Here is a 15,668-nt window from a genome sequence, read left to right as displayed (position 1 = left end):
ACACTGCGTCGCAGGCGCACCCGCAACGGAGGGCGCGTTATACGGATTCGCGCCGGTGGATGCAAGGGTCGAAGCGCACGGCGGATCGGGTAAAGTCAGGCGCCGGCCGGGTGTCACACGATCGACACGAGTTTCCCGTACAGACGTGGCACACTCCCGCGCTTCCGCCACCCAGTCGTTGTCTATCATGAACGCCGTATTTCAGAATGCCCGCCTGCTCCTGAGCGACCAGATCGTCCCCGGAACTCTGGAGGTGCGGGATGGCCGGATTGTCGCCATCGACAGCACGCCGGCAGCGCCGAACGGCGCCGTGGACCTGGACGGGGACTACCTGATGCCGGGCCTCGTCGACCTGCATACCGACAATCTGGAAGACCATTACCAACCGCGGCCGCAGGTCTACTGGGACCCGATCGCCGCGGCGGTGAACCACGACGGAGAGGTCGCTGTCTCCGGCGTGACCACCGTGTTCGATTCGCTGTGCCTTGGGCTCACCGACAAGGGCGAGATGCGCGCCAAGCATGTGCGGCCGCTGGTCGACGGCATCACCGGTGCCAAGGCAGCCGGAATGCTGCGCGTCGACCACCGCATCCATCTGCGCTGCGAGGTCATCGGCCCGACCGTGTTGGACCAGCTCGCAACCTTCGACGACGACCCCATGATCGGATTGATCTCCGTCATGGACCACGCTCCCGGGCAACGGCAGACTGCCGACGTCCAGGTCTGGTTCAAGCTGCGCTGCGAGATCGACGGGATGACCCGGGACCAGGCGAACGCCGATCTCGAGCGACTGACCAACGCGTCCCGCGAACTCGGACCACGCCATCGCCGAGCAGTAGCCGCCTGGGCGCGTGACCGCGGGCTCAGCCTTGCCAGCCATGACGACCAGACGGTCGACCATGTCGTGGAGTCCGCGGATATCGGCTGCACGATCGCCGAGTTTCCGACGACCGTCGAAGCGGCGCGCGCCTGTCGGGAGCGCGGTATTGCGGTCATGATGGGCGGCCCCAACCTGGTTCGCGGCAAGTCCTCTTACGGCAACATTACCGCGCGCGAGCTGGCGGAGGCCGGATTGCTGGACATCGTTTCCTCGGACTATGTGCCGGCCAGCATGCTGCACGCCGCCTTCACGCTTGCCGAGGCGGTCGATGGGTGGGATCTGCCTCGCGCGGTCGCCACGGTTACGTCGATCCCCGCGGCGGCCGCCCACCTCGATGACCGAGGGCGCCTTGCGGTCGGCCTGCGCGCCGACCTGATCCGGGTGCGGGTAGTCGACGGCCGACCGGTGGTACGCGGTGTCTGGGTCGCTGGCGAGCGGGTGGCGTGACGGGCTTCGCTCCGCACATCCCGGTGCTGGCGCTGCTTGGGCTGGCGGCATGCTCCGTCCCAAGCCAAACGCCGACGGACTGCCCCACCCCAACGGTCGTGATCGACGTCGGCCATACCGAAGCTGCGCCCGGCGCGACCGCCGCGTCTGGCGCCACCGAGTATTCGTTCAATCGCCGGTTTGCTGCGTTGCTCGCACAGGCGCTGCAGGATCACGGCCAGCCTGCCCATACTGTCGAAATCACGGAACCCGATCCGCGCCTGGACCGTCGGGTCGGCGAGATCCGGTCAATCACGCGCAACACTGCGCATGGGCTTGTCCTCTCGGTGCACCACGACTCGGTACAGGAGCGCTATCTAAAGCTCCACCTGGTCGATGGCGTCGAACGCTCCTACACCGACGCTGCCAGCGGCTTCTCGCTGTTCGTGCCCGCCGAAACACCGGTTGCCGGCGATAGTCTGGCCGCCGCCCGGTCCATCGCCGATGGCCTGATCGCCGCCGGTGAGCGACCGAGCCTGCATCATGCCGAACCCATCGAAGGCGAGAACCGTCGCCTGCTGGATCCGAGGCGCGGCATATATGCAGGCGATTTCCTGAAGATCCTGCGCACCGCCGAAGCGCCGATCGTCCTGATCGAAGTCGGGGTGATCAAGAACCCGGCGGATGAACAGCGTCTGTCCGATCCATCAACCGCCGCCGCGGTTGCCAGAACAATCGCCGGCGGCGCGACCCTGCCCTGCCCGGTCAGTTCCCGGTCAACGGCCAGAACAGCGGGATGATCAGCACCGCCGTCACCCACAGGATCAGGTTCAACGGAATGCCGACCCTCAGGAAGTCGACGAACCGGTATCCGCCGGCGCTGTAGACGAAGGTGTTGGTCTGGTAACCGATCGGCGTGGCGAAGCTGGCGCTGGCGGCAAACATGACCGCCACCACGAACGGCCTCGGATCGACCCCCAACTGGTGCGCCAGCCCGGCCGCGAGCGGGGTCAGCAACACGGCGACCGCGTTGTTGCTCATGATCTCGGTCAGAACCGACGTCAGGAGATAGACCCCGGCCAGCACGGCGAGCGGTCCAAGTCCGGCAGCCAGCATGGCAACCGACTCGACGATCAACTGCCCGGCACCGGTCTTGTCCATGGCGCGACCCAGCACCAGCATGCCGAGGATCAGCATCAGGATGTCCCAGTGCACCGCGTTATAGGCGTCGTCGGAGTCCAGACAGCCGAGGCCGACCACGGCTGCAGCCGCTATCAGGGCGAGTGCCGCGATCGGCAGCACTTCCAGCGCCGCCAGCACCACCACGCACAGCACCGCCGCCAGCGCGATCGGCGCCTTGCCGCGGCGAAACGGACGCTCTGTCGGTTGCGTCAGGTTCACGAACTCGCGCCGCTCGAACATCCGCGCCATGCTGGCCGGCGGTCCCTCGATCAGCACCGTATCGCCGATCCGCAGCCGGATCTGGTCGAAATTCTCCTCCACGTGCTCGCCATGACGATGAATCGCCAGGACATAGGCGCCGTAGAGCCGTTGCAGGTCCAGATCGACCAGACGCAGCCCCAACGCGTGCGATCCAGGGCCGACCACCCCCTCCATCAGCACCGTCTCGTGGGTGGCAATCGGTTCGATGGCATGGCCATCCAGCCCTCCGAATTCCACATCGCCGGCTTCGCGCAAGCCCAGCATGTCGCCCATTCCACTGCGAATGACGACGCGATCGCCGGCGGCCAGCACAAGATCGTCGAGGTCATAGCGGTACGAACGATCGGCCCGCAGCACGTCGATCACCCGCAGGCCACGCTGCTCGGTGAAACCCGCCGAACGCAGTGGCCGGTCGACCAGCGGCGAGCCGAACGGCACCAGCACCTCGGCGAAAAAATGCCGGTCCGAGGACTTCGGAAGCATGGCCGCAAGGCTGTCCCGGGTCGGCAGCAATCGCTGTCCGATCAGCAGCATGTAGGCCGTCCCGACCACAGCCATCACCACTCCGGCCGCCGTGATCTCGAACATACCGAACGGTGCCAATCCGACACGCTGCGCAACCCCGTCAACCAGCAGGTTGGTCGATGTGCCGATCAGGGTCGTCGTGCCGCCGAAGATGCTGGCATAGGACAGCGGTATCAGAAGTTTGGACGGCGAAGTGCCGATGGTCTGGGCGAGCGCGATGACCACCGGGGCCAGGATCACCACGACCGGCGTGTTGTTGACGAACGCCGACAGCACCATGACCCCGATCATCAAGACGGCCAACGCCGCGATTGCCGACGCCCCGGCTGCCTTCATCATCACCCGGCCGAGGACGTCGATCACCCCGGTCCGTTCCAGTGCGGCACTCAGCACGAACATCGACGCGATCGTCGCCAATGCCGGATTGCCGAAAACCCCTAGGACCTCGTGCGTCGCGAGAACCCCGGTCGCCAACAGCACGGCGACGGCGCTCAACGCGACGATGTCCGGTTTCATACGCTCCCGAACGAAACCGAAGAAGACGATCACCACCAGCACAAAGACGATGGCGACGTCGATGACCGCACGGTCCATGTCGTTTCGTCTCGCTGCTCAAGTACACCCGGCGCAGCCCGGGATCGTCGCCCAACGCTCCTATGACGCCGCGGGTTCCGGCTTGCCGGCCTCCCCGTCAATTTTGTAGCGGAAGTCGCAATAGCTGGCCCCGCCCATGATGGTCTGGGTACGCTCCAGGGTGATCCGCGGGTCGAAGCCCTGGCAGAACGTGCCATCACGGTTGCACGACAGCAGGTGCCCTATATCGCCAAGTCCCATCGCCCGGTACATCTCCGAGTAGCGGCAGCGCGTCACGTTGAAGTCGAGAGTCTCCGCCGAGCGTCCGACCTCCTCGATCTCCAGCGCGCCACCGGCTGTCCAGTGCTTCTGGATGGCAGCAAAACCCTCGATGCCCAGATGTCCGTCGGCCGCCTCGGCGAACGACTTGCCCTGCGCGATCGCCGCCTTCTCGATCGCCGACCCGAGCACGGCCTGCGCCGCCTCGACGCCGAACCGCGACACCATCTCGTCGTAGATCGGCTTGATCACCTGGGCCTCGATCCGCCGTTGCTGCAGGATCGGAAGCTGTTCGCCGCGCTCGCTCATCGTGTTCTCCGTTTCACGCCTTTCGGGACAACCGTCGGTCCGCCTCCGCCACCTCCGCGGCAACAGCAGCCACAGCGGGCCGGCTGCCAACCGCATCGTGCCACGCCTGCAAGGACGGCACAGACGTCAATCTCGGTCCGCCGAGCCGCAGCGCGTACAGCACGCTCATGAACATCGCGATGTCCGCGGTCGTGAATACCCCACAGAGATAGGGTCCCTCGTGCTTGGATGCGACCATCCGGTAAAGGTCAAGCAGTTCCCGCTCGGCCTGCTCGCCTTCCAGCGCCTGCTGCTCGCGCCGTTCCAGGTCGGGATGCACCGGTTCGGTGCGGTACATCAGTTTGACGAGCGGCCGCAGCAGGATCTCGTCGGCGGTCAGTTCCATCAGACGGCACCGCGCCCGTGCCTTCGGGTCACGGGGCATCAGCGGAGGTTCGGGATAGGCATCCTCCAGATATTCGAAGATGACAGTGGAATCGAAAAGCGTGAGGTCTCCGTCGACCAGGACCGGCACCTGCTTCTTGGGATTGGCGGCTTCGACGGCCGGGTGCTTCGGCGAGTACCCCTCGGCCTGCGAGAATGGCACCAGTTCACGCTCGAACGGCAGCCCCTTCTCGGCCAACGCGATTTCGACCTTTCGCGCGAACAGGCTGAGCGGTGCGGAGTACAACTTCATGTGTCTGCTCCATCGCGGGACCAATCAGGATCTCGATAGGAACATACAGGGAACATTAACGCGCGACAACGCCATTACCGGGCGCTGTAACCACCGTCGAGCAGCAGGTCGGCGCCGGTCATGAAGCTGCTGTCCTCGCAGGCCAGGAACACCGCGCCGCGCGCCATCTCCTCCGGCCGACCCAGACGGCCGAGCGGGTGCATGGTTTTTCCCCACTCGCTCTCCGCCCGCTCGGGGCTGCCGTAGCGCGAGAACAGCCGATCGGTCGCGGTGCCGCCGGGCGACAGCGTATTCACCCGGATTCCGTCCGCCGCATGGTCCAGCGCCATCACCTTGGCCAGTTGGACCAGCCCGCCCTTGGTGGTGCAGTAGGCCGCACTGCCGGGTGTACCGACCCGCGCCATCTGCGATGCGGTCAGAATGATCGACCCTCCGCCGGCCCGTTTCAGATGCGGGATGCCGTGCTTGCAGAGGTGGAATACCCCCGTGAGGTTAACCGCCAGCGCCTGGATCCAGTCGGCCTCGCCCAGGTCCTCCACGGTGGCCGGCGGGGTCAGGGTCGCCGCGTTGGCGACCAGGATGTCCAGACCGCCGAACGCCTCGACTGCGGCATCCACCGCGTCCAGGACGGAGTCGGTGGAACGCACGTCGCAGTAGCCGCCCTCCGCCTTGCCGCCAGCGTCGCGGAGTTGCGCGGCCAGCGCCTCGACCTCGGCGCCGTGCAGGTCGGCGCACCACACGGCCGCCCCTTCCGCCACGAACGCCTCCACGATGGCCTTGCCGATGCCTCGGGCGGCACCCGTCACAATCGCCGCCTTGTCCACCAGGCGGCCGGCACCGGCATCGGACATGTCAGTTCTCCTCGTCTTGGCTCAGGATGTTGGCGGTCTGCGACCGGGGGTCGCGCAGGGTCCACCGACCGCTCTCGACGGTGTGCATGAAGTCCTCCAGAACCGCATTGAACAGCGCCGGTTCCTCAAGGTTCATGGTGTGTCCGGTTTTCGGCAGGACCGACAGCGCGGCCGACGGAATATTGCGCTTCATGAAGTTGCCGACATCAAGGCACGGTTCGTCCTCGTCGCCGTTCACGATCAGGGTCGGCACCGTCAACGCACGCATCCGGTCAACCAGATCGTACAGCGACGGCCGGCGCGCCTGGACGCCGCGCATGGTGTTAGCCGAGCCCAGCGTGGAATGTTCGCACAACTGGGTCTCAAACTCCTTCCAGCCGCGCGGATCCTTGGCCTGGAACTGCACGCGGGTCGGCCCGATGGCGTAGGACTTGCCGACCACCGCCATGGTCTCGGCGGCAATCCGTGCGGACGTCGCCTCGGTCTCTTTGCGGAACTGCTCGCGCTTGTCGGCGTCCGCACCGTAGCCACATCCGGCGACCGTCAACGACAGCGCGCGGTCCGGGTAGCGGAACCCGAAATGCAAGGTCGCGAACCCACCCATCGACAGGCCTACAACATGGGCGGCGTCGATGCCGAGCCCGTCGAGCACCGATCGGATATCGTCGGTCGCGCGGTCCTGGCTGTAGGCCTCATGGCTCTGAGGAACATCCGACGGCGGGTACCCCCGGGCGTTATAGCTGACACAACGGTAGCGCCGCCCGAAATGCCGCATCTGCGGCTCCCACGAGCGGTAATCGCCCGCGTACTCGTGGACAAACACGATCGGCGTGCCTTCGCCGACCTCCTCGAAATACAGCTTCACGCCGTCGTCGGTGGTGACGTGTGGCATCGGGCGGATCCTCCCAGGATCGATCAACGGTTAATGGAACACCCCCGCGGACGCCAGGGCAATGGTCGGTCGGCAATCACGCGCGCCGTCGGCGCGACAGAACCAATGCAAGGGACGCGGCAAACACCGCCGCGCCGATGAACGCCACGATCACCGCGGTCAGCGCCGGCAGCGGGCCAGCCAGGAAATGCAATGCCAGGCAGAAGCTGGCGTATACGACGAGCGACGGCTGCGCTGCGTTAAGGGTCGCGGCCGTGAATTCCCGACCATAGTGACCATAGAGCATCCAGGCCGACGCGATCAGAGTGGTCGGGAAGGCCAGCAGGAAGCCCGACCACACCGGACCCAGCCACGGGCTGGCCGTCGCCACGCTGGCCACCGCGAGCCCCGCTACGGCGCCGCGCACCATCACGAAGCTCCAACCGGCCGGTGCCGCAGCGCTGGTGGGGCGACCGATGCCGCGACGACGCAACAGCCAGGCGAGCACCGCTCCTGCACCGGCGGCGGCGAATGCGAAAGGCAGGGTTGCCGGCAACGCCTCGGTCGCCAGGGCCCATGCCGTCCAGGCGGCCAATCCGGCGGCCAACGACACCAGGAACCCGCCGAACCGGGCGGCGTGCACCCAGGCGGTGCAGAACAACAGGACCGCTCCGGTCACCGCGAAAGCCGTCAGAGCGCCAGCGTGAATGAACGGTGCCTCCTGCTCCAGCGCGATGAAAAAGAATCCCGGACCGGCGTTCACCGGCAGGGTGATCAGCACGCTGGTCAGCACCGGACCGACGCGCTGCGCCAGCCGCCCGGCGGCAACGATCACCGCGGCCGTCGCCAGCGCCTTCCACAGGATCGAGACAACAACCAGCGAGACGCTCAACCCGCCACCATCAGATCGACCAGCCGCCGGGCGTCGTCGAGGCTCTCCAGGTCATCGACCAGCGCGATCAGGGTATCGGCGTTGCCGGCGGGCACGGGGCCGTGCGCAAAAGCGAGATTGCCGCGGAACTTGGCGAGGTGGGCGTCATGGCTCATCGGCTTGGCCGGGTTGCCGTAGATCACCGACAGGGTCTTCGACAGATCTGCGTCGGAGTGTCGAGTCACCATCACGGTAACCGGCGTCAGCGCGTTCGGGTCGGGGTTGCCGTCGGCGGTGATGGTGATCCGTTGCGCCAGTTCCAGGGTAGCCGCATCGCCCAACGCCTCGGGCGTAAAATCACCAACGCCAAGATCGCCGGTCACCAGCAATCGTGCGGCAGCGTAGGAACCGCACAGCCGGGCATAGTTCGGTGTCATCGCATTCTTCGGCGGCCGGCCGATCAGCCGGTGGGTCAGCGGCGGCACCGCTGCGGCTACCGACGCCACCTCGCCAGCCGCGAACCCATGTTCGGCCCGCAGCTCACGCAGCGCGTCCAGGATGCCGTGGGTTGCCCGACCGCTCGGGAATGGCTTGTGCGCGACCTCGGTGATCCGCCAGATGCGACCAATGCCGGCGGTCAGCGCGTCGGCGTCGTAGTCGCCTTCCATCAGGTTCAGGTAGCCGAACGGACCTTCCAGCGTGCCGCGCAGGCCGGGAATGCCGGCTTCGGCCATCCGAACCGCCACCACCGCGTTACGGGCGTTGAAGCCTGCCTGCATGGCCAGCAGCGGCGAGCCCTCGACGTGTGCCTGCATGGTACCGCCAGTCTGGGCGTAGTAGATGCCGAACGCGTCCAGCAGCCGCTCCCGGTCGAGACCGAACGCGGCACCGAGGGCCGCCACCGCGCCGAACCCGCCTCCGGTCGCCGGCCGGAAGAACCGCAGCCCGTTGCGCACTGAGCAGCCGATGTGGCAGGCGACGTTGACGCCCAGCACCACCGCACGCAACAGAGACTTGCCGTCGATGCCACCGCGCGCCTCGGCCTCGGCCATCAGCGCCGCAAACGGCACCGCCATCGGGTGCAGCACCGCCTGCTCGTGGACGCAGTCGTACTCGGAGTTGTGGATCAGATAGCCGATGACCGCTGCGGCGGCCGGTGGCGGCAGCGGCTCACCGGTGCCCCAAACCCGCGCACCCGCGCCGGGCACCGCGCCCTGGAACGCGGCGATCGTCTCCCGGACATATGGCGCCCGTGTACCGGCAAGGCCGACCCCGAGGCTGTCCAGGATGAAGACCTTGGCGGCGCGGATCGCTGCGGCCGGCAGATCCTCGAACCGCGTGCCGAGCACGTGATCGGCGAAGCGCTCGATCGCGTCAGCCATGGACCTCTCCGCCTGTTCGCAGCCCGCGCCGCGCGTCGGCCGGGATCGTGATCTCATCGCTCATGAATGCTGTCATCCGTCCGCCACCCAGTGGGAGTTCCGGTGTCCGGCACCGACGTTACCGAACCGGTCCGACCCTAGCAGGAAGCCGAAACCACGGTGAAGGCGCCCACTCGCCCGCTCGCGGCACGACGCCCGTTCACTGTCGGCGCAATTCGCCGCCCGCCTGCCGCAGCACCAGGCGGTTCCGGAACGCCGCTTCACGGGAACGAAGAACGCCCGTCCGGGTTGTCGACAGGTCGGGCATCCGCGGGGCGCCCGGCATCATCCTGTAACCCCAATCCGTGGAGAAAAGCATGGCGGGCGGAATTCTGTTGTGGCTGCTCGGGGTTCCGATCCCGATCATCATCCTGCTTTTCCTGATCCTGTAGGGAGACGACCATGGTCTCCGTTTCACCGGAACTCGTGGACAGCCAGGATGCTTCTGGCTCCTGCGTGTCGTGGGCCGCAATCATCGCAGGGGCCCTGGCAGCCAGCGCACTGTCCCTTGTCCTGCTGATCCTTGGTACGGGCATCGGCCTGACGATGGTGTCTCCCTGGTCGGCACAAGGCGCCGGAACCACGGCAATCGCCGCTTCTGCCGCCGCCTGGTTGGTGTTCACCCAATGGGCGTCATCGGGCATTGGCGGGTACGTCGCCGGTCGGATGCGCCTGCGCTGGCCGGGCGTCGACCGCGACGAGGTGCTCTTCCGGGACACCGCCCACGGGCTCCTGGTGTGGGCCCTCGCCACGGTGCTCGTCACCGGCCTGCTGGTGGCCGGTGGTGCTGCCACCGTGCGAAGCGGCGGATCGGCCGTTGTGGCCTTCACCGTCCAGGACTCCGCCGACGCGCCGGCCCGGACCGCCGTGCCGACCGACTATTTCGCGGACATGCTGTTCCGACCGGGCGGCGCGTCGACCGCGACCGGTATTGAGGCGCCTGGAATCGACCCGAGCGATGACGATGCCAAGGGCGAAGCGTCGCGGATCCTGGTCATCGGGCTGACAAAGGGAGACGTTCCCGCGTCGGACAAGGTGCAACTGGCGCATCTGGTCGCGACCCGCACCGGCATGTCGCCCAGCGACGCGCAGGCGCGCGTGAACGACGTCCTCGGCCAGATCGAGACCACCAAGTCCGAGGCCAAGGCAGCCGCCGAAGACGCGCGCAAGGCCGGACTGACTATCGCGCTGGTATCGGCGCTGTCGTTGTTCGTCGGCGCCTTCATCGCCGGGGTGGCCGCTGCCATCGGCGGACGCCAGCGCGACCTCGTCTGACGACCTCGCCGATCCGCACGGTTGATCGATTGCAAACCATCGTCCCGGCAATGGTCCCCGACCACCGCCGGGACGATGCCAATGCGCTGCCTCAATTTCACACCAGATTAACGGTGCTACGAAACCACCGCGTTACCGATCACTCACGAGGTTCCGTGTCGTGACCGACGATCCCTATACCGTGCTCGGTGTCGAGCGCACCGCAACCGACGCTCAAATCAAGTCCGCCTATCGCGCCCTGGCGCGCAAGCTTCACCCCGACATCAACGCCGGCGACGCGGCGATGGAGGAGCGGTTCAAGACCGTGTCCGCCGCCTACGACTTCTTGCGCGATCCGGAGCGCCGACGCCGCTATGACGCCGGCGAGATCGATGCCACGGGTGCGGAAATGCCGGACCGCCGTTTCTACCGGCAGTACGCCGACACCGGCGCCAGGCATCGCTACGAACCGGATACCGGCTTCGACGATCTCAGCGACCTGTTCGGCCGGGCCGGCTTTGGCGGCGCACGAGGCGGCGGGCGAATGCGGCTCCGTGGCGCCGACCTGCGCTACCACCTGGAGATCGGGTTTCTCGATGCGGTCAACGGCGCCACCCGCCGGGTCACCACCCCGGACGGCGCCACGCTCGACATATCGATTCCCGCGGGCATCGCCGATGGCCAGACCATCCGCCTCGCCGGACGGGGCCAGCCGGGGCTCAACGACGGTCCGCCAGGCGATGCGCTGATCGACATCGCGGTGGCATCGCATCCGTTGTTCGATCGCAAGGCCAACGACATCCGCATCGAACTTCCGATATCGATCGACGAGGCGGTGCTGGGAGCCTCGGTTGACGTGCCGACCGTCTCAGGTCGGGTCAAGCTGCGGATACCGCCCGGCTCCAGCACCGGCAAGGTTCTGCGCCTGAAGGGCAAGGGCGTGCGCGGCCCGAAATCGGTGGCGGGCGACCAATTGGTCGAACTGAAGATCGTGCTGCCGGAGACCGTGGGCGAGCGGTTGAAATCCGCCATGGAATCGTTGCGTGAGGCCGGAGGCTACGATCCCCGCTCAGGCTGGAAAGGACGCAACCCATGATGCTGGAAACCGACGTTCTGGCCCAGATCCGGGGGCTGACCCGCACTCGGCTGCGGATCTGCATCGAGCAGGAATGGGTGCGCCCGGCGCGCGGGGATCGTGGCCATGCCTTTGATGATCTGGATGTGGCCCGGTTGCGTCTGATCGCTGAATTGACCGAGGATCTTCAGGTCAACGATGACGCGGTGCCGATCATCCTGTCCCTGGTCGACCAGGTGCACGGCCTGAAGCGCCGCCTGCGGCTGCTGGATGAAGCGATCGCCCAACAGGACGATGCGGTCCGGGGGCGTATCGCCGAACATGTTCAGGCCCGGGACGGAACCTGACGTTGCTGCGCGCGCCCCGCTACCGCCTACGCAGCGGTGGCGCGCAGCCGCGGCAACTCGTTCTCCTCGGCCTCGGCGGCAGCAATCGCGCGGGCGAGCGCGCCCTGCAGGGCTTTTGCCGATTCCAACGTCAGCTCTACCGCCGCCCGCGCGCCAGGTCCGCGATCCTGATTGACGAAATCGATGATGATGGCGTCGTCCAGCAGCGCGTGGTTCGGGTGATCGTAAGACACCACGGCATGGGACACCGGGAACCACCCGTCCATGCTCTTGCCCGCCCCCTCGGCGCGGACGACCTCGACAATGGACGTACACATGATGCCTACCCCGCCAGATGCTTGCTGAAGAACGCGAAGATCTTCTCCCAGCCGTCCATCGCCTGTTCGACCCGGTACATTGGCCGGTGGTAGTAGAAGAAGCCGTGGCCGGCACCGTCGTAGCGGTGGAACGCATAGTCCTTGTTGTGAGCCTTCAGCTCAGCCTCGTGCTGGTCGACCTGCTCCGGACTCGGCGCGCGGTCATCGTTGCCGAACAATCCCAGCAGCGGGCAGCTCAGATCCTTGGTCAGCGAGATCGGCGGTATCGGTTGCTTGGCCGGACGGTCGTCCTCGGCCTGCACGACGCGCCCGCCCCACAGCTCGACCACCGCGTCGACGTTGTCACGCCGGCAGGCGTACAGGAACGCTTGGCGCCCCCCCGAACAGCTGCCGATCAACCCAACCTTGCTGCCGACATAAGGTTGGGCGCGCAGCCATTCGACCGCACCCTCGGTGTCGCCGACCATCTGGTCGTCGGCCACCCCGCCTTCCGCCCGTGCCTTTGCCGCGACGTCGTCGGCATGCCCCTCGCCGAGCCGGTGATAGAGGTTGTGGCTGATGGCGGCGTAGCCGTGATGGGCGAACTTGCGGGTCATCTCCCGGTAGAACTCACCCCAGCCAGGCAGGTGGTGGATCAGGACCACGCCCGGGAACGGTCCCGGTCCCATCGGCCGCGCAGCGTAGGCCGAGATCGGTTCGTGGTTGTTGCCGGGAATGGTCACGGATTCCGCGATCATGCTTTCGTAGGCCATGGTCGTCACCTCTCGGGCACGCAGGACGGGAGCAGCCGCCGATGGATCCGTTGGGCGGCCGGAAAGCCTAGCACGGCGAGCATTGGCATCGCATAGCCGGGTTTGACCGTTGTCGCATTCGGGCCCAGATCACCCCGACGCGATCTCCCAGCCGATCTGCGCCAGCCGCGGCGCCTTCGCCCCGACCTCCAGGGCGTCCAGGGAACTCGCGTTGCCGGCCAGTCCGCGGGCGTAAACGCCCTGACAGATCGCGGCCAACCGGAAGAATGAGAACGCCTGGAAGAACGGCAGATTCGGGATGCCAGCGCGCCCGGTACGGCGGCAGTAGGCAGCGATGTAGTCGTGCTCCGCCGGGATTCCGAGGGCCGCCAGATCGAGGCCGACCATGCCTTTGAGCGCCTTCTCGTCATACGGCATGCGGTAGGGCATGCAGTTGTAGGCGAGGTCGGACAGCGGGTGGCCGAGCGTGGACAACTCCCAGTCCAGGATCGCGATCACCCGCGGTTCGGTCGGGTGCAGCATCAGGTTCGGCAGCCGGAAATCACCGTGGACGATCGACACCTCGTCGGGCGGTGGCTCGTGGGCAGTCAGCCAGTCGATCAGCGCGTCCATGTCGGGCATCGGGTCGGTCTTCGAAGCCTCGAACTGCCTGGTCCAACGATCCAACTGGCGGCCGACGTAATTGGCGGGCTTGCCGAATCCCTCGAGGCCAACCGCCGCCGGATCGACCTTGTGCAACCTGGCCAGCGCGTCGTTCATGGAATCCCAGATCGCGGCACGCTCATCCGGGTCGAAGCCTTCGTCCAGGGACGGTTCACCCGGTATCCGGCCTTCCAGGTAGTCCATCACGTAGAACGCCGTGCCGATGACCGACGTGTCCTCGCACAGCAGGCGCATCACCGGTACGGGCACGTCGGTGGCGGCCAACGCGGCCATCACCCGGTATTCGCGCTCCACCATGTGGGCCGACGGCAAGAGGGTACCCGGCGGTTTTTTGCGCAGGACATAGGCATCGTCGCCGGCCTCGACATGAAAGGTCGGATTCGACTGGCCACCCTGGAACTGCATGACTTGCAGGCCGCGTTCCGCACCAGGCAAGCCCTGGTCAGCCAGGAAGCGGGCCAGCGCCGCCTCGTCGAAGCGGTGGGCGTCGGTTACCGGGCCGAGAACTGTCATGCCCCGCGCCTCAGGAGGGGTCGCCGATGGTCCGACCGCCATCGGCGACGATGGTCTGGCCGGTGATGAACGAGGCGCTGTCTGAGGCCAGGAAGGTGGCAAGGGCTGCGATCTCCACCGGCTCGCCGATCCGTTTCAGCGGGGTGATCGCCTCCATGATCGCCAGCCGCTTGGGGTCCTCCCACAGAGCGCGGGCAAAATCGGTGCGTATCAGGCCAGGGGCGATGGCGTTGGCGCGGATGTTGTGGCCACCCCACTCGACCGCCAGATTGCGCACGAACTGCTGCTCCGCGGCCTTGGAGATGCCGTACAGGCCAAGCTTGCGGTTGCCGTACAGCGAGGCGATTGACGAGATCACGATGATCGAGCCGGCGTTCCGCTCGGCCATCTGCGGGGCCACCATGTTGCAGAGCCAGAACGCGCTCTTGACGTTGGTGGTCATGATCTTGTCGTAGGCCTCGTCGGAGACCTCGTGCATCGGGCCGAACACCGGGTTGGTGGCGGCGTTGCACACCAGCACATCAATTTTGCCGTAAGCCCTCCTGGTGGCCGCGACCAGTGTTTCCAGATCCTCCTTGCGGCCGATGTTGCATGGCACGGCGATGGCTTGGCCGCCGGCCGCTTGGATCTCGGCGACCACCGCGTCGCAGGCCTCCTGCTTGCGGCTGGACACCACGACCTTGGCGCCCTGCTTCGCCATGGTCTCGGCAATGGCCCGGCCGATACCGCGCGACGAGCCGGTGATCAGGGCAACCTTGTCGGTGAGTTCAAACATCGCGGAACGTCCTTGGCTACGGGATCAGGTTGCGGTGACACCGCCGTCGACGACCAGTTCAGTGCCGGTCACGAAGGCTGCGTCGTCGCTGGCGAGATACAGCACGGCCCCGGCCACATCCGCCGGCTCCCCCATGCGACCGAGCGGACTGGCGCTCTGCAGGGCGGCGCGCATCCGCTCGGGGTCGCGGTGGGCGGCGACCATGCGGTCGACCATCGGGGTGTCGGTATAGGACGGATGTACGGAATTGCAGCGGATGCCGTAGCCCTTGCGCGCGCAATGCAGCGCGACCGACTTGGTGAGCATCCGCACCGCGCCCTTCGACGCGCAGTAGGCAGCCAGTTGTGGGGCGCCGACGATCCCCGCGATGCTCGACATGTTCACGATCGAGCCGCCGCCGGACTGCTTCATGGCCCGCACCCCGTGCTTGCAGCCCAGCATCACACCTTCGGAGTTGACTGCCTGGATCCGGCGCCACCCTACCACCGTCATGTCCTCGATCGAGCCGTCCCCGCCGCCGATGCCGGCGTTATTCACCAGGATGTCGAGCCGTTGGTGACGTTCCAGCGCTTCATCAATGGCCTCGACCCACTGGTCCTCGTTGGTGACGTCAAGCGGAACCGCTTCCGCCGATCCGCCCGCATCGACGATCTCGGCGACCACGGCAAGCGCGGTATTCTCATCGATATCCGCGACCAGCACGGTGGCCCCCTGCTCGGCCAATGCATGCGCGATCGCCCGGCCGATACCCGACGCCGCCCCCGTCACCAGCGCGATCTTCCCGGCAACCCGGTTCTGTCCGGCGGCCATGCGTGCATCCTCCCTCGCCGCCGTTCGGGCGGCGGCG

18 protein-coding genes are annotated in these 15,668 nt (G+C 66.7%); 5 read left to right on the top strand and 13 right to left on the bottom strand.

Features of this window, described 5'->3' with window-relative positions:
• Positions 1-187 precede the first annotated feature (187 nt).
• On the top strand, positions 188-1,327 hold the full coding sequence (locus tag RIC54_RS00335) for an alpha-D-ribose 1-methylphosphonate 5-triphosphate diphosphatase (protein WP_350097935.1): 1,140 nt from the start codon (positions 188-190) through the stop codon (positions 1,325-1,327).
• A complete protein-coding gene (locus tag RIC54_RS00330) occupies positions 1,324-2,106 on the top strand; it encodes an N-acetylmuramoyl-L-alanine amidase (RefSeq protein WP_350150394.1) in 783 nt (260 codons plus the stop codon). Before RIC54_RS00335 ends, RIC54_RS00330 begins: the two co-directional genes overlap by 4 nt.
• Here the strand turns inward: RIC54_RS00330 and RIC54_RS00325 are convergent.
• The 8 genes from RIC54_RS00325 to RIC54_RS00290 form a co-directional block, all read right to left on the bottom strand.
• Positions 2,072-3,868, bottom strand: a complete 1,797-nt coding sequence (locus tag RIC54_RS00325) for an SLC13 family permease (protein WP_350097939.1) — start codon at positions 3,866-3,868, stop codon at positions 2,072-2,074. The two genes, RIC54_RS00330 and RIC54_RS00325, sit on opposite strands and share 35 nt — an antisense overlap.
• 60 nt (positions 3,869-3,928) lie before the next feature.
• The gene (locus RIC54_RS00320) at positions 3,929-4,435 is read right to left on the bottom strand and encodes an L-2-amino-thiazoline-4-carboxylic acid hydrolase (RefSeq protein ID WP_350097941.1); all 507 of its coding nucleotides are present in this window, start codon (positions 4,433-4,435) and stop codon (positions 3,929-3,931) included.
• 13 nt (positions 4,436-4,448) lie between these two features.
• Positions 4,449-5,111, bottom strand: coding sequence for a glutathione S-transferase family protein (locus RIC54_RS00315; RefSeq protein WP_350097943.1), 663 nt, complete (start codon positions 5,109-5,111; stop codon positions 4,449-4,451).
• Between the two features lie 74 nt (positions 5,112-5,185).
• A complete protein-coding gene (locus tag RIC54_RS00310; RefSeq protein WP_350097945.1) occupies positions 5,186-5,962 on the bottom strand; it encodes an SDR family NAD(P)-dependent oxidoreductase in 777 nt (258 codons plus the stop codon).
• A 1-nt stretch (position 5,963) separates the two neighbouring features.
• Positions 5,964-6,854: an alpha/beta fold hydrolase gene (locus RIC54_RS00305; RefSeq protein ID WP_350097947.1), complete on the bottom strand. Its 891-nt coding sequence runs from the start codon at positions 6,852-6,854 to the stop codon at positions 5,964-5,966.
• 76 nt (positions 6,855-6,930) lie between these two features.
• Positions 6,931-7,725: a hypothetical protein gene (locus tag RIC54_RS00300; RefSeq protein WP_350097949.1), complete on the bottom strand. Its 795-nt coding sequence runs from the start codon at positions 7,723-7,725 to the stop codon at positions 6,931-6,933.
• A complete protein-coding gene (locus RIC54_RS00295; RefSeq protein ID WP_350097951.1) occupies positions 7,722-9,086 on the bottom strand; it encodes an MmgE/PrpD family protein in 1,365 nt (454 codons plus the stop codon). Before RIC54_RS00295 ends, RIC54_RS00300 begins: the two co-directional genes overlap by 4 nt.
• 199 nt (positions 9,087-9,285) lie before the next feature.
• Positions 9,286-9,495 (bottom strand): hypothetical protein, encoded by a 210-nt coding sequence (locus tag RIC54_RS00290; RefSeq protein ID WP_350097953.1) that lies wholly within the window; start codon positions 9,493-9,495, stop codon positions 9,286-9,288.
• 32 nt (positions 9,496-9,527) lie between these two features.
• Here RIC54_RS00290 and RIC54_RS00285 point away from each other — a divergent pair, with 32 nt between their 5' ends.
• The 3 genes from RIC54_RS00285 to RIC54_RS00275 all read left to right on the top strand — a co-directional run bounded on the left by RIC54_RS00285 (position 9,528) and on the right by RIC54_RS00275 (position 11,801).
• Positions 9,528-10,400, top strand: coding sequence for a hypothetical protein (locus RIC54_RS00285; RefSeq protein WP_350097955.1), 873 nt, complete (start codon positions 9,528-9,530; stop codon positions 10,398-10,400).
• Positions 10,401-10,560: 160 nt separating this feature from the next.
• Positions 10,561-11,475 (top strand): DnaJ C-terminal domain-containing protein, encoded by a 915-nt coding sequence (locus RIC54_RS00280; protein WP_350097957.1) that lies wholly within the window; start codon positions 10,561-10,563, stop codon positions 11,473-11,475.
• The gene (locus RIC54_RS00275; protein ID WP_350097959.1) at positions 11,472-11,801 is read left to right on the top strand and encodes a chaperone modulator CbpM; all 330 of its coding nucleotides are present in this window, start codon (positions 11,472-11,474) and stop codon (positions 11,799-11,801) included. The genes RIC54_RS00280 and RIC54_RS00275 overlap by 4 nt, the downstream gene beginning before the upstream one ends.
• Before the next feature lie 26 nt (positions 11,802-11,827).
• On the opposite strand, the gene RIC54_RS00270 is transcribed toward RIC54_RS00275, so the two are convergent.
• The 5 genes from RIC54_RS00270 to RIC54_RS00250 all read right to left on the bottom strand — a co-directional run bounded on the left by RIC54_RS00270 (position 11,828) and on the right by RIC54_RS00250 (position 15,631).
• Positions 11,828-12,118 (bottom strand): DUF6295 family protein, encoded by a 291-nt coding sequence (locus RIC54_RS00270; RefSeq protein WP_350097961.1) that lies wholly within the window; start codon positions 12,116-12,118, stop codon positions 11,828-11,830.
• Between the two features lie 5 nt (positions 12,119-12,123).
• Positions 12,124-12,870: a dienelactone hydrolase family protein gene (locus RIC54_RS00265; RefSeq protein WP_350097963.1), complete on the bottom strand. Its 747-nt coding sequence runs from the start codon at positions 12,868-12,870 to the stop codon at positions 12,124-12,126.
• 129 nt (positions 12,871-12,999) lie between these two features.
• On the bottom strand, positions 13,000-14,046 hold the full coding sequence (locus tag RIC54_RS00260; RefSeq protein WP_350097965.1) for a phosphotransferase: 1,047 nt from the start codon (positions 14,044-14,046) through the stop codon (positions 13,000-13,002).
• A gap of 10 nt (positions 14,047-14,056) precedes the next feature.
• The gene (locus RIC54_RS00255; protein WP_350097967.1) at positions 14,057-14,821 is read right to left on the bottom strand and encodes an SDR family NAD(P)-dependent oxidoreductase; all 765 of its coding nucleotides are present in this window, start codon (positions 14,819-14,821) and stop codon (positions 14,057-14,059) included.
• Between the two features lie 24 nt (positions 14,822-14,845).
• A complete protein-coding gene (locus tag RIC54_RS00250; protein WP_350097969.1) occupies positions 14,846-15,631 on the bottom strand; it encodes an SDR family NAD(P)-dependent oxidoreductase in 786 nt (261 codons plus the stop codon).
• Positions 15,632-15,668: the final 37 nt, after the last annotated feature.

It is taken from the genome of Thalassobaculum sp., assembly GCF_040219215.1.
GTDB lineage: Bacteria > Pseudomonadota > Alphaproteobacteria > Thalassobaculales > Thalassobaculaceae > Thalassobaculum_A.
Note: the sequence above shows the minus strand (reverse complement) of the source record. Positions and strands in the feature narration are given on the sequence as shown.